The organism is Ameyamaea chiangmaiensis (assembly GCF_013376175.1).
Lineage (GTDB): Bacteria > Pseudomonadota > Alphaproteobacteria > Acetobacterales > Acetobacteraceae > Ameyamaea > Ameyamaea chiangmaiensis.
Genome location: NZ_JABXXR010000046.1, coordinates 1 through 18,990 on the forward strand (window position 1 = coordinate 1; position 18,990 = coordinate 18,990).

Below are 18,990 nucleotides of genomic sequence, written 5' to 3' on the forward strand. Positions count from 1 at the left end.
CGCACCGCATGGGGCTGCGGCGGGGGCGGCTGATTCGACTTGGGCACGAACCAACCAGCATTGCCACCGGACGACTGCGCCAGCGCGGGCACGGCCCCCAGCGCAAGGACGGCGGCAAGAGCGGCGGAGGCGCCGGCGAAACGAGACATCTTCACGTCGGATAAAACCCTTAGAACTGTTGGCCGAACCCGAAGCGCAGCACCTGCGTCCGGTCGTTGCGATAGCGGTGAAGCGGGATCGCCGCGTCGATGTTGATCAGGCCGAACGGGCTCTTCCACGAAAAGCCGACACCCGTGCTGACGCGCGGGGTGACGCTGTCGCCCGAGATCGGCGTGTAGTTCGCGCCGTCATTCTTGTAATTGGTGTATCGGTTGCGCACACGAACGCCCGCCAGACCGCCGGCATCCACGAAGTAGCGCCCCGTGATGCCCATGTCCTTGGCCAACGGCATCGGGAAATTGACCTGCGCGGAGCCGGTGTAGATGAACCGCCCGCCGATCAGATCTTCCTGTCCTGCGGCAGGCACCAGAACACCATTGATCATCTGGTGAGCCGACCGAGGTCCCGCACCACCATCGAGGAAGCCACGCAGGTTGTTGCCGCCCAGATAGAAGTTGTCGATCACGTCCTGACGACCGTTACCCCAGTCGACGAGATAGCCGGTGCCGGCCTTGAAGCTCAGCGTCCAGTCATGGCTGCCGGTAATCGAGTCGAGGGGAACATAGTACGCGGCGTCAAACTTCGCGCGGACGTACTTTTCGTCGCCCCCCGCGCCGGCAAAATCAACGCCACTATGCAGCACATAACCCGAATGCGGACGCATGCGGTTGTCGCGCGTGTCATACGTCAGTTCCGTGCCGATCTGGGACAGGAGCGACCAGCCCGTCTGCTGACGAATGTAGACCGATGGCTGATACTCGTAACCGTACCCGTATTGCAGCGCGTAGCCGAGATCGAAGCTGTTATTGACGTGACGATCGACGAGCGAATAGTTCCACGACTGCGACAGATGGCGGTTATAGGCGTATCCCATCCGCAGCGTGATGCCGTACCGCCCTTCGGAATAGCTCTGATACGTCTGGTAGCTGTTCTGGATCATGTAAATATCGACGCCAGCGACCAGATTCCGGTTCATGAAGTACGGATCGGACACGGAAAGGTCCGCCTGCTTCTGATAGTAGCCGACCGTTCCGGAAATACCCGCGTCCACACCCGAGCCCAGCAGGTTGTGCTGCTTGAGCGACGCGTTGCCGAGGATACCGATATCAGTCGAGTAGCCGCCACCCAGCGAGAATTCGCCGGTCGGCTTTTCCACCACATTGGCGGCCACGTTAACACGGTCCGGCGCGGACCCTTGGCTCTGGTCTACGGAGGCCGAGCTGAAGTAGCCCATATCCTCTAGGATTTCCTTCGTATACTTCTTGTCGTTGGACGTATACGGGTCGCCTTCAGCCATCGGCATCTGACGACGGATCACCTTGTCCTGCGTGATCGTGTTGCCGTTAATGTCGATGCGCTCGACATACATCCGCGGCCCCTCACCCACATCGAACAGCAGGTTCACGATACGCTTTTCGGGATTGCGGGCGATCTCGGGGCGCACCACGGCGAACGGATTGCCCTTCGCCTGCAGGATCTCCTGCATGTCGTCCGCATTGTGCTGAATCGCCGTGCCGTCGTACCACTGGTGCGGGAAAAGCTCGACATATTTGTAGAGCGACTTCGCGTCGACATGGCGCAATGCCGAACGGATTTCCACCTTGCCGAGGCGATAACGCTCGCCCTCATGCAAGGTGAAGGTCACATAGAAAGACTTGTGATCAGGCGACAGTTCGCCGGTCGCGTCGATCATATTGAAGTCGACATAGCCGTTGCGAAGGTAGAAACGGCGCAGAAGCTCCGCATCATACTTCAGGCGTTCCGGATTGTACTCGTCGGACGACGAAAAGAAACGGTACCAGACATGCTCTTTCGACGAGATCACCTGCGCGAGGCGGGCCTCGCTGAAGGCCTTGTTGCCGACGAAGCTCACCTTGTTGACCAGCGTCTGGCGTGCCTCGTTAATCTGGAAGACCACGTCGACGCGGTTATGCGACAGCTTGATGATCTGCGGCGTCACCGTCGCGGCGTAGCGCGCCTTTTCAGCATAAACCTGCAGGATTTTCTGCCGGTCGGACGCGACCGTCTGCGTGGAGAAGACCGCGCGGGACCGCAGATCGATCACCTTGCGCAGGTCCTCGTCCTTGGCCGCGCTGTTGCCTTCGAACGAAATACGGTTGACGACCGGATTTTCGACTACATGCACCTGCAACGTGGCACCGGCGCGGTGCAGCGTCACATCCTTGAACAGGCCGGACGCGTACAGCGTCTTCAGCGAGCGATCGAGTTCGTCCTGATTGAACGGGTCGCCGACCTGCACCACCATGTACGACAGGATGGTGCTGGTCTCGATGCGGTCGTTACCACTGACCTCGATCGCCTGAATGACACCACCCGTTTGCGGACGGGGCGCAGGCGCCTTGCGGCGGGTCTGCGCGTGACTGATGGTCTGGGCTTGGGTGGTGACAGGCACCACCGCCGCCATTACCAACGGCAGGAGACAGACCGACGCCATCAGCGCAGAATGTTTACTCGGCAAGACGCGCTACCCCCAACACCCGGCCACGCGGACCGACGCTCTCATGACATACCTGCGTTGATCACCACCACGCCGTGGCGAAACACGCAAGCCCCACGGCGGAGGTATCCGAAGTCAGGGGCGCTGCGCAAGCACCGGCTCTAGCCGCCCTTGTGCGAAAGCCAGTGAAACACGCCAAAACTGGCGAGATCGTTGAACGTCGAAAAAAGAAACAACCCCGCGATCACGGCGAATCCGGCCTGAAAACTGATTTCCTGAACCCGGCGCGGAACGGGTCGACGCAGGATCGCCTCCAGCGCGTAGAACACCAGACGGCCGCCATCGAGGATGGGGATCGGGAACAGGTTGATCAGCCCCAGATTCACCGACAGCAGCGCCATGAAGGAAATCAGCGATGCCACCCCATATTGCGCTGCCTGGCCCGACATCTGCGCGATTCGCAGCGTGCCACCCAGATCACGGGCGCTGTGCTGGCCCGTCAGCATCTGCCACACGCCAGCCAGCGTCTGAACCGTCACGTGCCAGGTCATCGCCGCGCCCGCGACCACGGCCTTGCCGAACGGCAACGGCGCGCCGACCGTCACGGCAAAATTCGCGCCAAGCTGGCCGACGGCATGGCCACCGGACTGCACCTGACCAAACGTAACAGGCAGAGACAATTCGTGACCGTCGCGCCGCACCAGAAGCGTGGTCTGCGCCCCGGGCTGACGCGCGATCAGCGGCTGCAGGTCATCGAACGAGTGCACGCTGACGGCGCCGACCTGTTCGATCTCGTCGCCCGCGCGCAAACCCGCCGTGGCGGCCGCGCTTGAGGCCACGACACCGGCGACGCGGCGACCTGCCGCCTGCTGGCCGGCAAAATAGAACAGGCCCGTGAACAGGATGATCGCCAGCAGGAAATTGAACACGGGACCGGCAAGGATCACAATCGCACGCGACCCGACGGGCTTGTCGTGAAAGGTCTTTCCCGGGATCCACGCGGCCTTCTGTTCGGGCGTCGCGTCCTCCGGCCCCTCGAAGCCATGCGGCTTGACGTAACCCCCGATCGGAATCCAGCACACGCGCCACTCGGTCCCCACCCGGTCATGCCAACGCAGCAGAGGACGGCCGAACCCGATAGAGAACGCGTCGACGTGGACACCACGCCAGCGCGCCGCGAGGTAGTGTCCCAGCTCGTGCACGAAGACGAGAACACCAAGCACGAGGCCGGTTGCCAGAAGGGTGCGGATCAACTCATGCATCGGCGTCGTGTCGTCTCCGGAGAAAAGGTCGAAAGCAGCCGTCTCAGGCTGCGCGGGAATTCAGTCCTGCCATGGCGACCCGACGTGCCTCGGCGTCCCAGTGCAGAACCTCGTCCAGCGTGTCGGCCCGTGGCGCGCCGAGCGACTGCATTACGCGCTCCACCGTGCGGGCGATGCCGAGGAAACCGATCTCGCGACGCAGGAAGGCCTCGACGGCGATCTCGTTGGCCGCCGACAGGATAGTGGGGGCGGCCCCGCCGCTGCGCAAGGATTCGCGCGCCAGCCGTAGTGCCGGGAACCGGACGGGGTCCGGCGCCTCGAAGTCCAGCCGCGCGATCTGTGCAAGGTCGAGGCGCGGCGCGTTTGTGGCCATGCGCTGCGGCCACGCAAGCGTATGCGCGATCGGGATACGCATGTCCGCGGAGCCGAGCTGCGCCACCACGCTGCCGTCCGTGTACTGCACGTAGCCATGCACGATGGACTGCGGGTGCACGACGACGCCGATCCGATCCTCCGGCAGCGCGAACAGCCGCGCCGCCTCGATCAGCTCCAGTCCCTTGTTGAACATGGAGGCCGAATCGATGGTGATCTTGGCACCCATGGACCAGGTCGGATGTTTAAGGGCGGCCTCGACCGGTGCCGCTTCCATCTCTTCCAGCGTCGCGGTGCGAAACGGGCCGCCGGACGCGGTCAGGACGATCTGTTCGATCTGCGACGTCTGCCGGTCCGCCATGGACTGGAAGATCGCGTTATGTTCGGAATCACAGGGCAGCAGGGTGGCACCGGCCGTCTCGACGGCCTGCAGCATCACGTCGCCGGCACAGACCAGCGCTTCCTTGTTCGCCAGCGCGATCGCGCCGCCGTTGCGCACTGCTGCCAGCGTCGGCTCCAGTCCGGCGGCTCCCGTGATGGCCGCCATCGTCCAGTCGGCCTTGCGTCCCGCCGCCTCGATTACCGCCGCACGGCCGCCGGCGACCTCGATCCCGCGTCCGTCCAGACGGGCACGCAGCTCGGGCAACAGTGCCTCATCGGCGATCACGGCGATCTCCGCCCGCAGCGCGAGAGCCTGCTGGGCCAGCACGTCCACGTTACGGCCCCCGACAAGGGCCCGCACCCGAACGGTCTCACCGGCCTGATGCAACAGATCGACCGTCGAGCACCCGATGCTGCCCGTGCTGCCCAGAACCGTGACTGTTTTCATTCGACCTGCCACTCCGCCCTTCGATCGCGCCTGGTTTTTCGGCACATTATCGGGTCAGCGCCGACCACGCGCCCGCGGCCCCCGCATACCAGAAGGCCGAAGCGGGGGCCAGAAGCGACAGGGCTGCGGCCAGCGGCGCGGCCACCAGCAGCCCGTCAAAACGGTCCAGAAGCCCTCCATGCCCCGGGATCAGGGCGCTCGAGTCCTTCACGCCGCAACGCCGCTTGATCGCGCTCTCCGCCAGGTCGCCGGACTGGGCGCCGATACCCAGGAGCCCACCCACCCCCGCACCGTGCAACACGGCGGACACGACCTCGTCGCCCCCGCCACGCGTCGACCACGCCACCAGCGCACCGGCCACGGCGGCACACACCAGCCCCCCCGCCGAACCCGACCACGTCTTGGCCGGTGAAATCCGCGGCGCAAGTTTCGGGCCGCCAAACAGGCGTCCCGCCAGATAGGCCCCGGAGTCGCTGGCAATCACGGCCACGATGACGAACACGACGGATGCGATCGCGGGCTGCGTCTGAAGCCGCAACCACAGCAGCGCCACGCTCGCCCACACGATCCAGACCATCGCCATCCACAGCCACGGGCCGAAAATAAACGCCGCGCACGCAAGACCAAGTGCCGCCGTCCATTCGCCACGCCAGGCGGCCAGCACGGCCACGGCGGGCCAGGCGAGATAGAGCCACCCACGCCAGCTGCGCGGTGCGAGCCCGAACATACGGCCGGCTTCCCACGCCATGCCGACGGCGGCGAGCGTCACCATAGCGCCATAGACCGGACCGCCGAGCCAGATGCACACCCCCGCAAGAGGGACAAGCACCGCCGCCGACAGCAGACGCGCGCGCAGATCGCGCCAGTTGCGGCCAGACTGCGCGGCAGTGCGGGGTTCAGGCAGGTCGGACACCAAAGCGCCTTTCACGGCGCGCGAACAGCGCCATCACGGCCGCGAATTCGGCTTCGTCGAAATCGGGCCACAGGACGTCGCGAAAGACGAGCTCAGCGTACGCGGACTGCCACAACAGGAAGTTGGACAGCCGGTATTCGCCACTGGTCCGCACGATCAGGTCGGGATCGGGCGTATCGGCCGTCAGCAGAAAACGCGAGAAGTCACGCTCGGTCAGACGCGCGGGATCGACGTCCCGGTCCGCTATGGCCTGCGCCAGACGCGACGCGGCCTGCATGATGTCGGACCGGCCACCATACGACAGGGCGAGCGTGAGGGTCAGGCGGCTATTCCCCCGGGTCAGGATTTCGGCCCCAACAAGATCCCCGCGCAGTTCCTCGTCAAAACGGGAAAAGTCGCCGATGAACCGGATGCGCACGCCCTCGTCGTGCAATTCCGCAACCTTGTGGCGCAGGTAATAGCGCAGCAGCCCGGTCAGGTCCGAGACCTCCTGGGGCGCGCGGTGCCAGTTCTCCGATGAAAACGCGAATAGCGTCAGATACGGCACCCCATGGCTGATCGCCGCCCGCACCGTACGACGCACCGCCTCGATCCCCGCGCGATGCCCGGCAAGTCTGGGCAGGCCGCGCGCCTGGGCCCAGCGCCCGTTTCCGTCCATGATGACGGCGACATGCGCCGGAGCGGTGCGCCCGGACGGCAGCACCGCTTCAGGCACATCGGCCGGACGGGTAAGAGGGGTGGCGACCACGGCGTTGATCAGACCTGTTTGATCTCGCGTTCCTTGTCGGCCAGTTGCTCGTCGATGCGCTTGACGTACTGGTCGGTCAGCTTCTGGATCGAGTCCGACCACGCCTTGACATCGTCCTGGCTGATCTCGCTCTTTTTCTCCATCGCCTTGGCTTTGTCGTTGCCGTCACGCCGCACGCCGCGCACCGCGATTTTCGCCCCCTCGGCATACCGGGCGGCGGCACGGGCCAGCTCGTTGCGGCGCTCTTCGGTCAGCTGCGGAATGGGCACGCGCACCGTCTGGCCGTCCGCCGCCGGATTCAGCCCCAGGCCGGCGTCACGGATCGCCCGCTCCACCGCGCCGACCAGCGAGCGGTCCCAGACCTGCACCGTAAGCATGCGCGCCTCGGGAACCGCGACCGAACCGCACTGGCTCAGCGGAACTTCGCCGCCGTAGGCTTCGACGCGCACGGGCTCGAGCAGCGCGGGGTTGGCGCGCCCCGACCGCAGGCCCGCAAAATCACGACGCAGGCTCTCGAGGGCCCCGTCCATGCGACGGGTCAGATCCTCCATGAGGGTATTCAGTTCTGCAGCCACCTTGGCCCTCCGTAAAACGTGCTGCCCGCGCGGGCAGCGCTCAGTCGCTCTCGACGATACGCGTAAATGGCCCCTCGCCACGCAACGCGCGGGCGAACGCACCATCGCCGTGAATATTGAACACGATGATCGGCAGGCGATTTTCGCGCGCCAGACTGATCGCCGCGGCGTCCATCACGCTCAGGTCCCGCGACAGGACCTCCATATAGGACAGGGAATCATACCGTTTCGCATCCGCCACCTTGCGGGGGTCCGCGTCATAGACGCCGTCCACCTGCGTTCCCTTGAACAGGGCGTCGCATTCCATCTCGGCCGCACGCAGGGCCGCGGCCGTGTCGGTCGTGAAGAAGGGGTTGCCCGTGCCGGCGGCGAATATCACCACACGACCCTTCTCCATGTGACGCACCGCGCGGCGACGAATGTACGGCTCGGCGATCGAGGACATCGCGATCGCCGACATCACGCGGGTCACGATCCCCTCGCGCTCCAGAGCGTTCTGCACCATCAACGCGTTGATGACGGTCGCCAGCATGCCGGCATAGTCGCCCTGGGCGCGATCCATGCCCTTGGCCGCCGCCGCCAGGCCACGGAAAATATTGCCGCCGCCGATCACGACACACACCTCGACACCCGTCCCGGCAACCGCGGCGATGTCGCGGGCGATCATCTCAACGGTCTGGGGATCGACGCCGTACGCCCCCTGCCCCATCAAGGCCTCGCCCGAGACTTTCAGCAGGACGCGACGATAACCGAGCGTGGTTCCGGGTGCAGATGTCATGGGTCCTCGGACGGTGAAAGGGTCAGGATGGGTCGGCGGCCCGGCACACAGACGACCGGCATCGGCTGGTTCGGACGAGCGCACCGTATCATGCGCGCCTGTCATATCGCCCCGTCCGCTTCGTCACAAGCAGTCTCGTCGCATGGCCGGACGGGGCGCCTTACGTCAGCCCTCGTCCAGACCGATCGCGCGCAGGCGCGCGCGCTCCTCATCCCAGCCGGCACGTTCCTTCACATTGAGAAACAGATGGCAGGGACGCTCGAGAAGCCGCGTCAGTTCCGTACGGGCGCGCTCGCCGATCGAGCGTACCCGACTGCCTTTTTCACCGATCAAAATCGCCTTGTGGCCGGGACGGGACACGTAGATCGTGACCTCGATCCTTACGGAGCCGTCCGGGCGCTCGACAAAACTTTCCGTCTCGGCGGTGGCGGCATAGGGCACCTCCTCATGCGTCTGCATGAAGATCTGCTCGCGCACCAGTTCGGCCGCCAGAAGCCGGTCGGGCAAATCGGTCAGATCGTCTTCGGGGTAGAGGTACGGCCCCTCCGGAATGGCCGCAGCGAGATGGTCCAGCAGGTCTTCGACGCCGTCTCCCTTGCGGGCCGACACCATGAACACGTGCTCGAGCGTCAGCAGCTTCGACACCTCGTCGATCAATGGCAACAAGGCCGGCCCGGCGATCAGGTCGGTCTTGTTCAGCGCCAGCCAGATCCGGCGCTTGCCCTGCGCCAGCGTCTCGGCGATGGCCCGGACCTCGTCGGTCAGCCCTGCGCGCGCGTCCACCACGAGAACGGCGAGGTCCGCGTCCTGCGCGCCGGTCCACGCCGCCGCGACCATGGCCCGGTCCAGCTTGCGGCGCGGTCGGAAGATACCCGGCGTGTCGACCAGGAGAATCTGGGACGCCCCGCGCATCAGAATGCCCAGAACGCGAAACCGGGTGGTCTGCGCCTTGGGACTGACGATCGACAGCTTGGCGCCGGTCATCTTGTTCAGCAGCGTCGACTTACCCGCGTTGGGCGCACCGACGATCGCCACGAATCCACAACGTGTCGTCATGCACCCTCTCCTTCATCTAATTGCGACAGCAGGTTTGCCGCCGCTCCGCTTTCCGCCGCGCGCTTGCTGCCGGCCTGCCCCTCGCCGGTCCGTCCGGCGGACGAGACGCGAATAACAAACAGCGGCGCGTGCGAGGGGCCTTCCATCGAGACCGTCTCATAACTCGGCAACGGTAGTCCCCGCCCCAGAAGCCACTCCTGCAGGGCCGTCTTCGGATCCTTGGGCGGCCGCGCCTGCCCTGTCATGACCGGCGTCCAGGCGCGCCGCACGAACTGTCGCGCCGGCTCCAGACCTGCGTCGAGATAAAGCGCGCCCAACACCGCCTCCAGCGCGTCAGCCAGAACATTGGCGACCTGCCGTATGCCCGCCCGTTCTTCGTGCGGCGCCACGGCAATGACGTCGGGCAGACCGATCTTGGCGGCGATGTCGGCCAGCACCGGTCGCGACACCAGATTGGCATGCCGCGGGCCAAGGGCGCCCTCCTGCTCGGCGGGGAACCGCTCCAGCAACCATTCCGCCATCAGAAGGCCCAGAACGCGATCCCCGATGAATTCGAGCCTCTCGTTGGAACCGGCGCCACGCGACTGCACCGGCAGCCGGCCGCGCCGACCATGGCCCGTTCGCCCGGCGACACGATCGTGCAGCGCGGAACGATGGGTCAGGGCCTCGCGAAGCAGGGCAGGCTTTGCGAACCGATGCCCGATCGCGGCCTCCAGCACCGCAACCGGTGACCGATCGTCAGACGGGACGACGTCGCCGCTCATCGGATTCCATGGAACAGGCGCGACCAGCGGATTTCCAACGGCCACTCCCATACCTGCCAGAACGGGTGCGCGGCATCGATGGAAAAGAAGATCCACTTCGCCTGGCCGACCAGATTTTCCATCGGCACGAACCCGAGATCCTCGGGATCGCTGCCCATGAAGCGACTGTCCGCGCTGTCGTCGCGGTTATCACCCATCGCAAAGAAATACCCCGCCGGCACCACATAATCCGGCGTGTCGTTCTGCATCCCCTCGTCGGTCAGCTTGAGGATGTCGTGCTTGACCACGCCTCGGCCGCCACTGCCCGGCAGATCCTCGGCGAAGCGCTCGCCCTCCATCTGGGTGCGATGCTCGTCCACCGCGACATAGTCGCCAAGCGACGTACGGGGCACCAGCGTCCCGTTCAGATAGAGCTGCCCCGCCCGCACCTGCACGTGGTCGCCCGGCAGACCGACGATCCGCTTTATGTAGTCGATCGACGTGTCCTTGGTGAACCGGAACACCGCGACATCGCCACGGTGAGGCTCACGCCCCAACACCCGCCCGCTGAACAGGTCGGGCGAGAACGGCAGCGCGAAATGCGAGTAGCCGTAGCTGTATTTGGCAACGAACAGGTAGTCTCCGACCTGAAGCGTCGGAATCATCGATCCGGAAGGGATGGAAAACGGCTCGAACAACACCGTACGCACGCCAACAGCGAAAATCAGCGCCACACCAACCGTTCGCAGCCACTCCCACGCGGCATGCAGGCTCAGACCACCGGACGGCGCGGTGGCGGAGGGCGAACGATCGGACTTGGCCATAACGAAAATTTCCTGAGGACGATCGGCCCGACAGTGGGGCGGCGTGGGCGAAAAGACTCTCGCCAGGCGGAGCGAAGTCCGGCGGATCAAGCCGTTCGCGGCCGTTCCTGTCAAGCGCCGCATGGCATCGGCTCGGCCGGCCCACCTTCAGACGACCGGCGGCAAAGCCTCGATCATCACGTGCGCCAGCGCATAAGGCGGCTCATCCGTCAGGCTGACATGGACGGCGGACACCCACCCTTGCGGCACCAGCGCCGCCAGCCGCGCCGCGGCACCGCCGGTCAGCACCATGGTCGGCGCGCCGCCACGACGGTTGACGACGCCCAGCATGCTGTGCGCGACGCCTTGCGCGAAACCGGTGCCCAGCGCCTTTGCACAGGCCTCCTTGGCCGCCCAGCGCTTGGCATAGGTCGCGATGCGTGCCTCGCCGTTCCGGCGCTCGGCGTGGGCGCGCTCGGCCTCGGTAAAGACGCGTTGCAGAAAGCGATCGCCGTGCCGTTCCAGCACCTGCGCGATGCGCCGGATATCGCACAAATCCGTGCCGGCCCCGACAATCATGCGTCAGCCTTTCGCCCGCTCAACCTGCGACACGCCACTCGCGCCGCGCAAGCCAGCGATGACCGACGACAAGTGGCGCAGATCCCGCACCTCAAGATCAACCAGCACCTCCATGAAGTCGAGCTGCCGGTTAATGATCTTCAGGTTGACCACCGAGCCGTCATACTTGGCCGCCGCGTTCGTCAACGTCGCCAGCACCGAGGGTTCATTCGCCGCCACGACGCTGACGCGACCGATCAGCGGTTCGCCCCGCGCTCCGCGCTCGATCACCTCATAATCCCAGTCGACATCCATGAACCGCTCGGGTGTCGCCGCGAAACTGCCCAGCGTCTGGCAGGTCGCGGTGTGGATCGTGATGCCCTTGCCCGTCGAGACGATGCCCACGATGCGGTCGCCCGGCAGCGGGTGGCAGCATCCGGCGAAATGCACCGCAATACCCGAACCGATGCCCACCAGAGGCAGCGACGACCCCGTCGTCTTCGCCGGCGACGGCGCGCGCGGGGTAAGGCCGGGCACCATGCGCGGCGCCCGAGGCGTCTGCCGCAATTCGGCATAGGCCGCGTGCACGACGTCCTTCGGGCCGACATTGCCGTTGCCGACAGCGACATACAGGTCTTCGACGCTTGCCATCTTGAGATCCTTCAGGATCCCTTCCAGCACACGTTCCGAGCCGTCCACGCCCTCCTGACGAAAGGCCTTGGTCAGGCTGGCGCGCCCATTGTCCACATAGGTCTGGCGCTGCTGTGCCGCGACATAACGACGAATACGCGCCCGGGCCTTGCCGGTAACGGCAAACCGCTCCCACGACGGCGACGGCGTGCCGCCGCGCGCGGTCATGATCTCGACCTGATCGCCATTCTGCAGTTCATGCCGCAGCGGCATCAGCCGCCCGTTGATCTTCGCGCCCACGCAGGCATCGCCGACCTGGCTGTGCACGGCATAGGCGAAGTCGATCGGCGTCGCGCCCCGGGGCAGCGAGATCAGCTGTCCCTTGGGGGTGAAGCAGAACACCTGGTCCTGATAGAGTTCGAGCTTCGTGTTCTCCAGAAACTCGTCTGGCGCCGCGGAATCCTCAAGGATCTCAAGCAGGTCCTGCACCCAGCGGGGCTTGCGCAGCCCCAGCGCGGGGCCATCCGGCCGCGCGTCAGGAACCTGTTTGTAGGCCCAGTGGGAGGCCACGCCATTCTCGGCCACGTCGTGCATTTCCGCGGTGCGGATCTGGACCTCGATCTTCTGGTTACGCGGGTGCCGCAGCGTGACGCCGGTGTGCAGGCTCTGGTAGCCGTTGGATTTGGGCGTGGAAATATAGTCCTTGAAGCGCCCGGCGATCACCGGATAGGCGGCATGCACCGCCCCCAACGCGACGTAACAGTCCTCGCGGCTGGGCACGATCAGCCGAAACGCCATGATGTCGGACAGTTGCTCGAACGCCACGTTGCGGCTCTGCATCTTCTCCCAGATCGAGAAGGGCGACTTCTCGCGCCCGGTAACCTCGATCTCCGCGATGCCGGCCTCGTGGCACAGGCGCGTCAGTTCCTTGCGGACCTCCTCAATGATGTCCGCGCCCTGCCCCCGCAGATAATTCAGACGCGCCCGGATCGTCGCGTTCGCTTCCGGGTCGAGCTGCGCGAACGACAGATTCTGAAGCTCGGTCTTGACCCGATCCATGCCGATGCGCTCGGCCAGCGGCGCATAGATGTCCATGGTTTCGCGCGCGATGCGCTGGCGGCGGTCGGTGCGCTGCACATAATGCAGCGTCCGCATGTTGTGCAGGCGATCGGCCAGCTTGACGATGAGCACGCGGATATCGCGCGACATGGCCAGCACGAGCTTGCGGAAATTCTCGGCCTGCTTGGTCCGGTCGGACTGCAGTTCCAGTCGCGTCAGCTTGGTGACACCGTCGACCAGCTCCGCGATCGTCTTGCCGAAGTCCGCGACGAGCCTGTCCTGCGTGACCCCGGTGTCCTCCACCGTGTCGTGCAGCAGGCCGGTTGCGATCGAGGCGGCATCCATCTGGAAGCTGGCCAGAATGTTCGCAACCGCGATGGGGTGGGTGATGTAAGGCTCGCCGTTGTCGCGCTTCTGCTCGGCATGAGCCTCGGACGCAACGGTAAACGCGCGCTCAATAAGCGCGCGGTCGACATCGGGGTTGTAGGCAGCGATGCGCCGGATCAGACCGGCGCACCCGACAGGCCGCGTGACGTCGCTCGCTGGGGCCGGGACGATTGCTTCCGCGCTACCGTCGCTCGATCCCATTCCCCCTCCTGTCGGGGTGAGGGCCGGGGCCGTCACCCGCCATGCAATGGATCAGCGGCGCCCGCGCCCGCTAAGCTCGGCCTCGATCGCCGCCTCGAATTCCTCGGGCGACATGTCCGCCGCCATCGCCGCGTGTTCTTCCTCGGCGGACACGTCCTGAAGACCGAAGATGTTCTGATCGGTCGGAATCAGATCGAGAACCTCCTCGTCCACCGGCTCCGGCTCCGGCGCGCGGGCCAGCGAGCGGACCAGATCGCTGCGCAGGCCGTCGAGCGCCACGGTCTCGTCCGCGATCTCGCGTAGGGCAACGACGGGGTTCTTGTCATTGTCGCGCGGAACCGTCAGTTCCTCGCCCCGCGACAGGTTGCGCCCACGCTGCGCTGCGAGCAAAACCAGCTCGAAACGGTTGGGCACCTTCTGGATGCAATCCTCGACTGTAACGCGCGCCATGCCGTCAGCCCCCAGCTCTGGTAAAACGGTTCATAAACGATCGTGTTACCACAGCGGCGCCCCGCGATCAAATACTCGATCAGCGCGAACTGGCCGTGCGTTCCTCCAGCGACTCGATGTCCTGGGGGGGCAGGTCCGCGATCAGGTCGTCGATCGAACGGCCGGAGAGCGGGTGGCGCCAGGACGGGGACACATCGCGCAGCGGCAGCAGGACGAACGCCCGCTCATGCGCACGGGGGTGCGGCAGCACGAGGTCGGCCACGACGCCCTCCCCTGTCCGATCTCCGGGCACGCGTCGCAGGTCCCCATAGGCGATCAGATCCAGGTCGAGCGGACGCGGAGCGTTGGGCACCGTCCGGACGCGCCCGGCATCGACCTCCATTCCCTGCATGATCCGCACGAGTGCGTCGGGCGCGAGATCGGTCGCAAGCGCCACGACCCCATTGACGAAATCCGGCTGATCCAGTGTTCGAGGAACAGGAGCCGAGCGATACCACCGCGAAACATTCATCACATTTATGGAGTCATGTACTGAAAAAAGTGAGATCGCTTTTTGACACATTTCGAGAGATGTTTCGCCATGTAGTCCGCAAATATTTGACCCGATCGCCACCAAGATCATCCGGCGTGTCTTTCATTTCTTAACAAGTTCTTCCGATTTGAATCAACGCAGTCGACCCATTCCGGGTAACCAAATTTTAACTTTTTCGCGATTACCTCACGTAACCCCAAAGGCCACTTCAATGTATTTCCTGTCCCAGGACCGAACATGTGTCTTCATCGACGGATCGTCCCTTTATCTTACAGCGCGCAATCTCGGCTCGGATGTTGATTATCGCAACCTGCTGGCCTTTTTCCGTCGCCGGTGCGTTCTGACCCGCGCCTACTACTACGCCTCGCTGCTCGACAGCGACGAATATTCACCCGTCCGTCCCCTGACCGACTGGCTTGCCTATAACGGTTATGCCCTCGTGACCAAACCGGCGCGGGAATACAACGATGGCAACGGCCGCAAGCGCATCAAGGGTAATATGGAGGTGGAGATCGCGGTCGACATGCTCGAGATGGCACCACGCGCGGATCATATGGTGCTGTTCTCGGGTGACGGCGATCTGCGGCGTGCCGTCGAAGCCGTGCAGGCGCGCGGCGTGCGGGTCAGCATCATCTCGTCCCTGAGCACGAGCCCGGGGGTCATCGCCGACGAACTGCGGCGGCAAGCCGACCAGTTCATCGATCTGGCCGACATCCTGCCCGACATCGCCCGCCGCCCGCCCGATCAGCGCACCCGCAATCACAGTCCCGTCCGTCATCCGGCCGACGACGGGCGAGACCGAACAGAAGACCGCTGAATGACCTTCCCACAACACGCACACTCGTCATCGCGGGCGGCCGCACGCCATCCCTCCGAGATCTCCGCGGGCAGTTACGGAGCGGCCCTGCGCGCAGAGGCTCCGCCGGACGATTGCTGCCTCTGTCCCCGTCTCGCGGAGTTCCGCGCCCAACTCACGACCGACACGCCCGGGATGCCCACAGTGGCCGAAACACGACCGGCGGCCGCCATGGGTGATCTGAATTCGGACGTTCTCGTCGTCGCACTCGCCCCTTCGCCGCGTCCCCTGCCCCCGCCACAGGGTTTCGAGGGCGGATCGCCTTCACGTGTACCCGCCGACCCGAGGCTCGTTGACGGTCTGCTTCGCCACCATCTGCCCTCTGGGCCGTCGGGCGCCGCCGGGCACCGGGCACAGAGGACGTATTCCTGCCGTATCACATTCGCCGTGCATTGTCCCGCTCCCGCAGGACTGCCTCAGCCCGCCGAGGTCAGTCAGTGCAGCCGGTTTCTCCGCGAGGAGTTGCAGGCGATGCAGCACCTGCGCGTCGTTGTGGCACTCGGTGTGCTCGCTCATAACGCCGTGGTGACGGCCTGCGGCATCCCGGCCGCTCGTGTGCGGTTTCAGCCCGGATTCATCCATACATTGCCCGACGGGCTTCTCCTGGCCGACGCCCACCATATCCATGCGGGTACGTCGGCGACCCACGCGGGTGCATCGACCGGGCTGGCGGACGTGCTTCCCGATGTGATCGCCCGACTGGCGCGGGGCGCGGCGTAGGGCAGATCCCGTTTGACTGGACAGGGGCGAAGGAGTGAACACGATCGATAGTCCAATGCGTCGTAGGCATTCCACCGCGCAAGACGTCAACAAGGCTCGCTGTACCGGGACCGGGGATGGACTGTCCGCAGTCTCATCCGGTCGTCTTTGGCCGCCGCATCGGTTCGTTCGCCGCCGACATCCGCCTACGGCCGTTGTGCCGCACGCGTCGCACCACCCCAGCCGCACCCAGCACGAACAGGGCAGCGGCATAGCCGACGCTCGTCACGGTATAGGTCTTGAACGCCATCAGGAAGTGCACGCCTGCCAGGGCAGCCACCACATAGACCCCGCGATGCAGCGTGCCCCACAGGCGGCCCAGCGTTCGTATCGACCAGCGGTTGGAGGTCGCGGCCAGCGGGCACAGCAGCACGAACGCCGCAAGCCCGACCATCAGGAAGGGTTTCGTCGTGACCTCCCCGAACACGGCTCTCAGGTCGAGATGCTGGTCCAGCACGCCATAGGTCGCGACATGCATCACCGCATACCAGAAGACCAGCAGCCCGAACGTGCGCCGGTACCGCACCAGATTGATCACGCCCAGATCACGCAGTGGCGCAATCGCCAGCGTTACGACCAGGAACCGCACGCCCCAGAGCCCCAGCCAGCGTTCGAAGACATTCACCGGGTCCGCGCCAAGCTGGTTATGCGCTCCGTACCAAAAGTACAGACCAGCCGGCACCAGTCCGATCAGCGTGATCAGCCAGAGCTCCAACCGGGACGGGAATACGACGGGCGCGCGTCGGGACGGCATTTCAGTACCATCTCCGCAGGTCCATGCCCGCGTACAAGGACGCCACCTGTTCGCCATAGCCGTTGAACATTTCGGTCGTGCGACGGCCCGCGCCGAAAAAGCCGGAACTGCCGATCACCCGTTCGGAACCCTGGCTCCAGCGCGGATGATCCACGGTCGGGTTGACGTTGGCGTAAAAGCCATATTCCTCCGGCGCCATGGAGTGCCACGTCGTGCGTGGCATGTCCGCGACCAGACGGATGCGGACGATCGACTTCGCACCCTTGAACCCGTATTTCCACGGCACGACCAGACGCAACGGCGCCCCGTTCTGGTTGGGCAACCGGTCGCCATACAGCCCGACTGCCATGAAGGTCAGCGGGTTCATCGCTTCGTCCAGACGCAACCCCTCGACATAGGGCCAGTCGAGCGATGCCAGACCGCCCCTCTGCCCGGGCATCTCATCGGGACGCAGGACAGACTCGAACGCCACGTATTTGGCATCCCCCAACGGCTCGACCACGCCCAGAAGCGCCGCCAAGGCAAAACCATCCCACGGAATGACCATCGACCATGCCTCGACACAACGCATGCGATAGATACGTTCCTCCACCGGCATCAGCGCGGCCAGATCGTCCATGGAAAAGGTCCGCGGCTGACGCACCAGCCCGTCGACCCGCACGGTCCACGGCTCCGGATGAAAACCGCCGCTGTTTTGCACGGGGTCGCCCTTGTCGAGACCGAATTCGTAAAAGTTGTTGTACGTCGTGACGTCGACGCGCGGGGTCGGCGGATCCTTGACGGTGTAGCTCGTCGCACGTGCCTTCAGCGTCCCGGCAGCCCGCGCCGATCCGATGCCCAGACCCGTTGCCGCGCCGCTCACCAGGAACGAGCGACGGTTCAGCCACGCCTCCCGGGACGTGATATCGCTGCCCGACACAGCCGGCAGTCTCAAGCGCGCCATGTTGTCCTCCTGTCCTGCGCTGATCAGCCAACGACCACATGCGCATCGGCGATCGCCCGTACAACGCGGTCGACACAACAAGGTGTGCGATGGCGGACGTTCAACCGGCACGATCCCGCTCGCAACCGTTTTGGGTGCGCATGACGCGATCGTAACACGCCCGTCATGGACGCCTTGGCAGATCGGCGCTGCGACCATCCAGTCGCTACGACGTTATCGCACAGACAGGTCGCCACACGGGCAAAAAGGGGACGCGTATGACACTGGGCAAAATAGGCTTTATCGGTTTCGGCGCTATGGCCAGCCGGATGGGCGAAAACCTGCGGAGAGCGGGCGCGGAGATCGCCGCCTACACGCCGTCGGGCAAGGGCGGCGACGGGGCGCTGCGTTTTCTGGCCACCGCGCGGGACATCGCGGCATGGTCGGACACCGTCATTGTGTGCGTGCCGGACGACGCCGCGCTCGCCACGGCGACGCAGGGGCCGGACGGCCTGATCGCGGGTCTGTCCGCCGATACGCTGGTCATCAACACGAGTTCCGTCTCGCCCGAGGCGGCGGTGGCCCTCCACGACGCCGCCTCGGCACGAGGGACCTGCGCGGTGGACGCGCCCGTCTCGGGCTCCACTCCGGAGGCAGAGGCCGGACAACTCGTGGTGCTGGCCGGAGGCGAGACGGACGCTCTCGAACGCGCCGCACCCGTGTTCGCGGTGATCGGCAAGGCGACGATCCATGCCGGACCCGCTGGCAGCGGCGCGAAGCTGAAGCTGGTCGTCAACGGAATCATGGGAACCGGGCTGTCCGCGCTCGCGGAATGCGTGGCCTATGGACTGGCGAGCGGTCTCAACCGTTCGACGCTGTTCGATGCGCTCGATCAGGTCGCCGTGCTGTCACCGCATCACAAACGCAAGCTCAAGGCCGCCAAGGTCGGCGATTTCGCCCCCCAGTTCCCCACGCGCTTGATGCTCAAGGACATGGGGCTGCTGCTGCGGGGCGCGGAGGGAGTGCGGGTGCCGGTGCCGACCGTGGCCGCCTCGACCCAGATGCTGGCGCTTTCGGCGCGGCGTCATGAACAGGACGACTACGCGGCGCTGATCGGCGTGATGGAACATCTCGTGGCCAACGCGCCGTAAAAAGCGCGCGCGGCCGACCCGCATCACAGGCGCCC

19 protein-coding genes are annotated in these 18,990 nt (G+C 65.2%); 3 read left to right on the forward strand and 16 right to left on the reverse strand.

Going from position 1 to position 18,990, the window contains the following annotated elements; genetic code table 11:
* Positions 1-169: 169 nt before the first annotated feature.
* The 14 genes from bamA to folK form a co-directional block, all read right to left on the reverse strand.
* Positions 170-2,614: an outer membrane protein assembly factor BamA gene (bamA, locus tag HUK82_RS07845; RefSeq protein ID WP_176613438.1), complete on the reverse strand. Its 2,445-nt coding sequence runs from the start codon at positions 2,612-2,614 to the stop codon at positions 170-172.
* Between the two features lie 164 nt (positions 2,615-2,778).
* The gene (rseP, locus tag HUK82_RS07850) at positions 2,779-3,879 is read right to left on the reverse strand and encodes an RIP metalloprotease RseP (RefSeq protein ID WP_176613439.1); all 1,101 of its coding nucleotides are present in this window, start codon (positions 3,877-3,879) and stop codon (positions 2,779-2,781) included.
* Between the two features lie 43 nt (positions 3,880-3,922).
* Positions 3,923-5,080, reverse strand: a complete 1,158-nt coding sequence (gene dxr / locus HUK82_RS07855; RefSeq protein WP_176613440.1) for a 1-deoxy-D-xylulose-5-phosphate reductoisomerase — start codon at positions 5,078-5,080, stop codon at positions 3,923-3,925.
* Positions 5,081-5,126: 46 nt separating this feature from the next.
* On the reverse strand, positions 5,127-5,993 hold the full coding sequence (locus HUK82_RS07860) for a phosphatidate cytidylyltransferase (RefSeq protein WP_264802256.1): 867 nt from the start codon (positions 5,991-5,993) through the stop codon (positions 5,127-5,129).
* The gene (gene uppS / locus HUK82_RS07865; protein ID WP_176613456.1) at positions 5,977-6,651 is read right to left on the reverse strand and encodes a polyprenyl diphosphate synthase; all 675 of its coding nucleotides are present in this window, start codon (positions 6,649-6,651) and stop codon (positions 5,977-5,979) included. The genes HUK82_RS07860 and uppS overlap by 17 nt, the downstream gene beginning before the upstream one ends.
* A gap of 98 nt (positions 6,652-6,749) precedes the next feature.
* Positions 6,750-7,292, reverse strand: coding sequence for a ribosome recycling factor (frr, locus tag HUK82_RS07870; protein WP_218061536.1), 543 nt, complete (start codon positions 7,290-7,292; stop codon positions 6,750-6,752).
* 64 nt (positions 7,293-7,356) lie between these two features.
* Positions 7,357-8,094: a UMP kinase gene (gene pyrH / locus HUK82_RS07875; RefSeq protein ID WP_176613442.1), complete on the reverse strand. Its 738-nt coding sequence runs from the start codon at positions 8,092-8,094 to the stop codon at positions 7,357-7,359.
* A gap of 165 nt (positions 8,095-8,259) precedes the next feature.
* Entirely contained in the window at positions 8,260-9,150 is an 891-nt protein-coding gene (era, locus tag HUK82_RS07880) for a GTPase Era (RefSeq protein WP_176613443.1), read from the reverse strand.
* Positions 9,147-9,914, reverse strand: coding sequence for a ribonuclease III (gene rnc, locus HUK82_RS07885; RefSeq protein ID WP_176613444.1), 768 nt, complete (start codon positions 9,912-9,914; stop codon positions 9,147-9,149). Before rnc ends, era begins: the two co-directional genes overlap by 4 nt.
* The gene (gene lepB / locus HUK82_RS07890) at positions 9,911-10,717 is read right to left on the reverse strand and encodes a signal peptidase I (RefSeq protein WP_176613445.1); all 807 of its coding nucleotides are present in this window, start codon (positions 10,715-10,717) and stop codon (positions 9,911-9,913) included. Before lepB ends, rnc begins: the two co-directional genes overlap by 4 nt.
* Before the next feature lie 147 nt (positions 10,718-10,864).
* Complete coding sequence (gene acpS / locus HUK82_RS07895) at positions 10,865-11,275, reverse strand: holo-ACP synthase (RefSeq protein WP_176613446.1); 411 nt, start codon at positions 11,273-11,275, stop codon at positions 10,865-10,867.
* A gap of 3 nt (positions 11,276-11,278) precedes the next feature.
* Entirely contained in the window at positions 11,279-13,531 is a 2,253-nt protein-coding gene (locus tag HUK82_RS07900) for a RelA/SpoT family protein (RefSeq protein WP_176613447.1), read from the reverse strand.
* A 51-nt stretch (positions 13,532-13,582) separates the two neighbouring features.
* Entirely contained in the window at positions 13,583-13,981 is a 399-nt protein-coding gene (gene rpoZ, locus HUK82_RS07905) for a DNA-directed RNA polymerase subunit omega (protein WP_176613448.1), read from the reverse strand.
* Positions 13,982-14,060: 79 nt separating this feature from the next.
* Positions 14,061-14,603: a 2-amino-4-hydroxy-6-hydroxymethyldihydropteridine diphosphokinase gene (folK, locus tag HUK82_RS07910; RefSeq protein ID WP_176613449.1), complete on the reverse strand. Its 543-nt coding sequence runs from the start codon at positions 14,601-14,603 to the stop codon at positions 14,061-14,063.
* Positions 14,604-14,724: 121 nt separating this feature from the next.
* On the opposite strand from folK, the gene HUK82_RS07915 reads away from it, so the two are divergent.
* Together HUK82_RS07915 and HUK82_RS07920 are read left to right on the forward strand one after the other, a co-directional pair.
* The gene (locus tag HUK82_RS07915) at positions 14,725-15,330 is read left to right on the forward strand and encodes a LabA-like NYN domain-containing protein (RefSeq protein WP_176613450.1); all 606 of its coding nucleotides are present in this window, start codon (positions 14,725-14,727) and stop codon (positions 15,328-15,330) included.
* Positions 15,331-16,089: a uracil-DNA glycosylase family protein gene (locus tag HUK82_RS07920; protein ID WP_176613451.1), complete on the forward strand. Its 759-nt coding sequence runs from the start codon at positions 15,331-15,333 to the stop codon at positions 16,087-16,089. It abuts the gene before it with no gap.
* Positions 16,090-16,222: 133 nt separating this feature from the next.
* Here HUK82_RS07920 and msrQ read toward each other — a convergent pair whose 3' ends face one another.
* Positions 16,223-16,882, reverse strand: a complete 660-nt coding sequence (gene msrQ / locus HUK82_RS07925; protein WP_176613452.1) for a protein-methionine-sulfoxide reductase heme-binding subunit MsrQ — start codon at positions 16,880-16,882, stop codon at positions 16,223-16,225.
* Between the two features lies 1 nt (position 16,883).
* On the reverse strand, positions 16,884-17,825 hold the full coding sequence (msrP, locus tag HUK82_RS07930) for a protein-methionine-sulfoxide reductase catalytic subunit MsrP (RefSeq protein ID WP_176613453.1): 942 nt from the start codon (positions 17,823-17,825) through the stop codon (positions 16,884-16,886).
* 188 nt (positions 17,826-18,013) lie between these two features.
* On the opposite strand from msrP, the gene HUK82_RS07935 reads away from it, so the two are divergent.
* Entirely contained in the window at positions 18,014-18,955 is a 942-nt protein-coding gene (locus HUK82_RS07935; protein WP_343207515.1) for an NAD(P)-dependent oxidoreductase, read from the forward strand.
* Positions 18,956-18,990 lie beyond the last annotated feature (35 nt).

Excerpts from the sequence above, each read along its gene's own strand:
- bamA (WP_176613438.1), bottom strand. The coding sequence starts at position 2,614 with ATGGCGTCGGTCTGTCTCCTGCCGTTGGTAATGGCGGCGGTGGTGCCT.
- rseP (WP_176613439.1), bottom strand. The coding sequence starts at position 3,879 with ATGCATGAGTTGATCCGCACCCTTCTGGCAACCGGCCTCGTGCTTGGT.
- dxr (WP_176613440.1), bottom strand. The coding sequence starts at position 5,080 with ATGAAAACAGTCACGGTTCTGGGCAGCACGGGCAGCATCGGGTGCTCG.
- uppS (WP_176613456.1), bottom strand. The coding sequence starts at position 6,651 with ATGGACGGAAACGGGCGCTGGGCCCAGGCGCGCGGCCTGCCCAGACTT.
- frr (WP_218061536.1), bottom strand. The coding sequence starts at position 7,292 with ATGGAGGATCTGACCCGTCGCATGGACGGGGCCCTCGAGAGCCTGCGT.
- pyrH (WP_176613442.1), bottom strand. The coding sequence starts at position 8,094 with ATGACATCTGCACCCGGAACCACGCTCGGTTATCGTCGCGTCCTGCTG.
- era (WP_176613443.1), bottom strand. The coding sequence starts at position 9,150 with ATGACGACACGTTGTGGATTCGTGGCGATCGTCGGTGCGCCCAACGCG.
- rnc (WP_176613444.1), bottom strand. The coding sequence starts at position 9,914 with ATGAGCGGCGACGTCGTCCCGTCTGACGATCGGTCACCGGTTGCGGTG.
- lepB (WP_176613445.1), bottom strand. The coding sequence starts at position 10,717 with ATGGCCAAGTCCGATCGTTCGCCCTCCGCCACCGCGCCGTCCGGTGGT.
- acpS (WP_176613446.1), bottom strand. The coding sequence starts at position 11,275 with ATGATTGTCGGGGCCGGCACGGATTTGTGCGATATCCGGCGCATCGCG.
- HUK82_RS07900 (WP_176613447.1), bottom strand. The coding sequence starts at position 13,531 with ATGGGATCGAGCGACGGTAGCGCGGAAGCAATCGTCCCGGCCCCAGCG.
- rpoZ (WP_176613448.1), bottom strand. The coding sequence starts at position 13,981 with ATGGCGCGCGTTACAGTCGAGGATTGCATCCAGAAGGTGCCCAACCGT.
- folK (WP_176613449.1), bottom strand. The coding sequence starts at position 14,603 with ATGATCTTGGTGGCGATCGGGTCAAATATTTGCGGACTACATGGCGAA.
- HUK82_RS07915 (WP_176613450.1), top strand. The coding sequence starts at position 14,725 with ATGTATTTCCTGTCCCAGGACCGAACATGTGTCTTCATCGACGGATCG.
- HUK82_RS07920 (WP_176613451.1), top strand. The coding sequence starts at position 15,331 with ATGACCTTCCCACAACACGCACACTCGTCATCGCGGGCGGCCGCACGC.
- msrQ (WP_176613452.1), bottom strand. The coding sequence starts at position 16,882 with ATGCCGTCCCGACGCGCGCCCGTCGTATTCCCGTCCCGGTTGGAGCTC.
- msrP (WP_176613453.1), bottom strand. The coding sequence starts at position 17,825 with ATGGCGCGCTTGAGACTGCCGGCTGTGTCGGGCAGCGATATCACGTCC.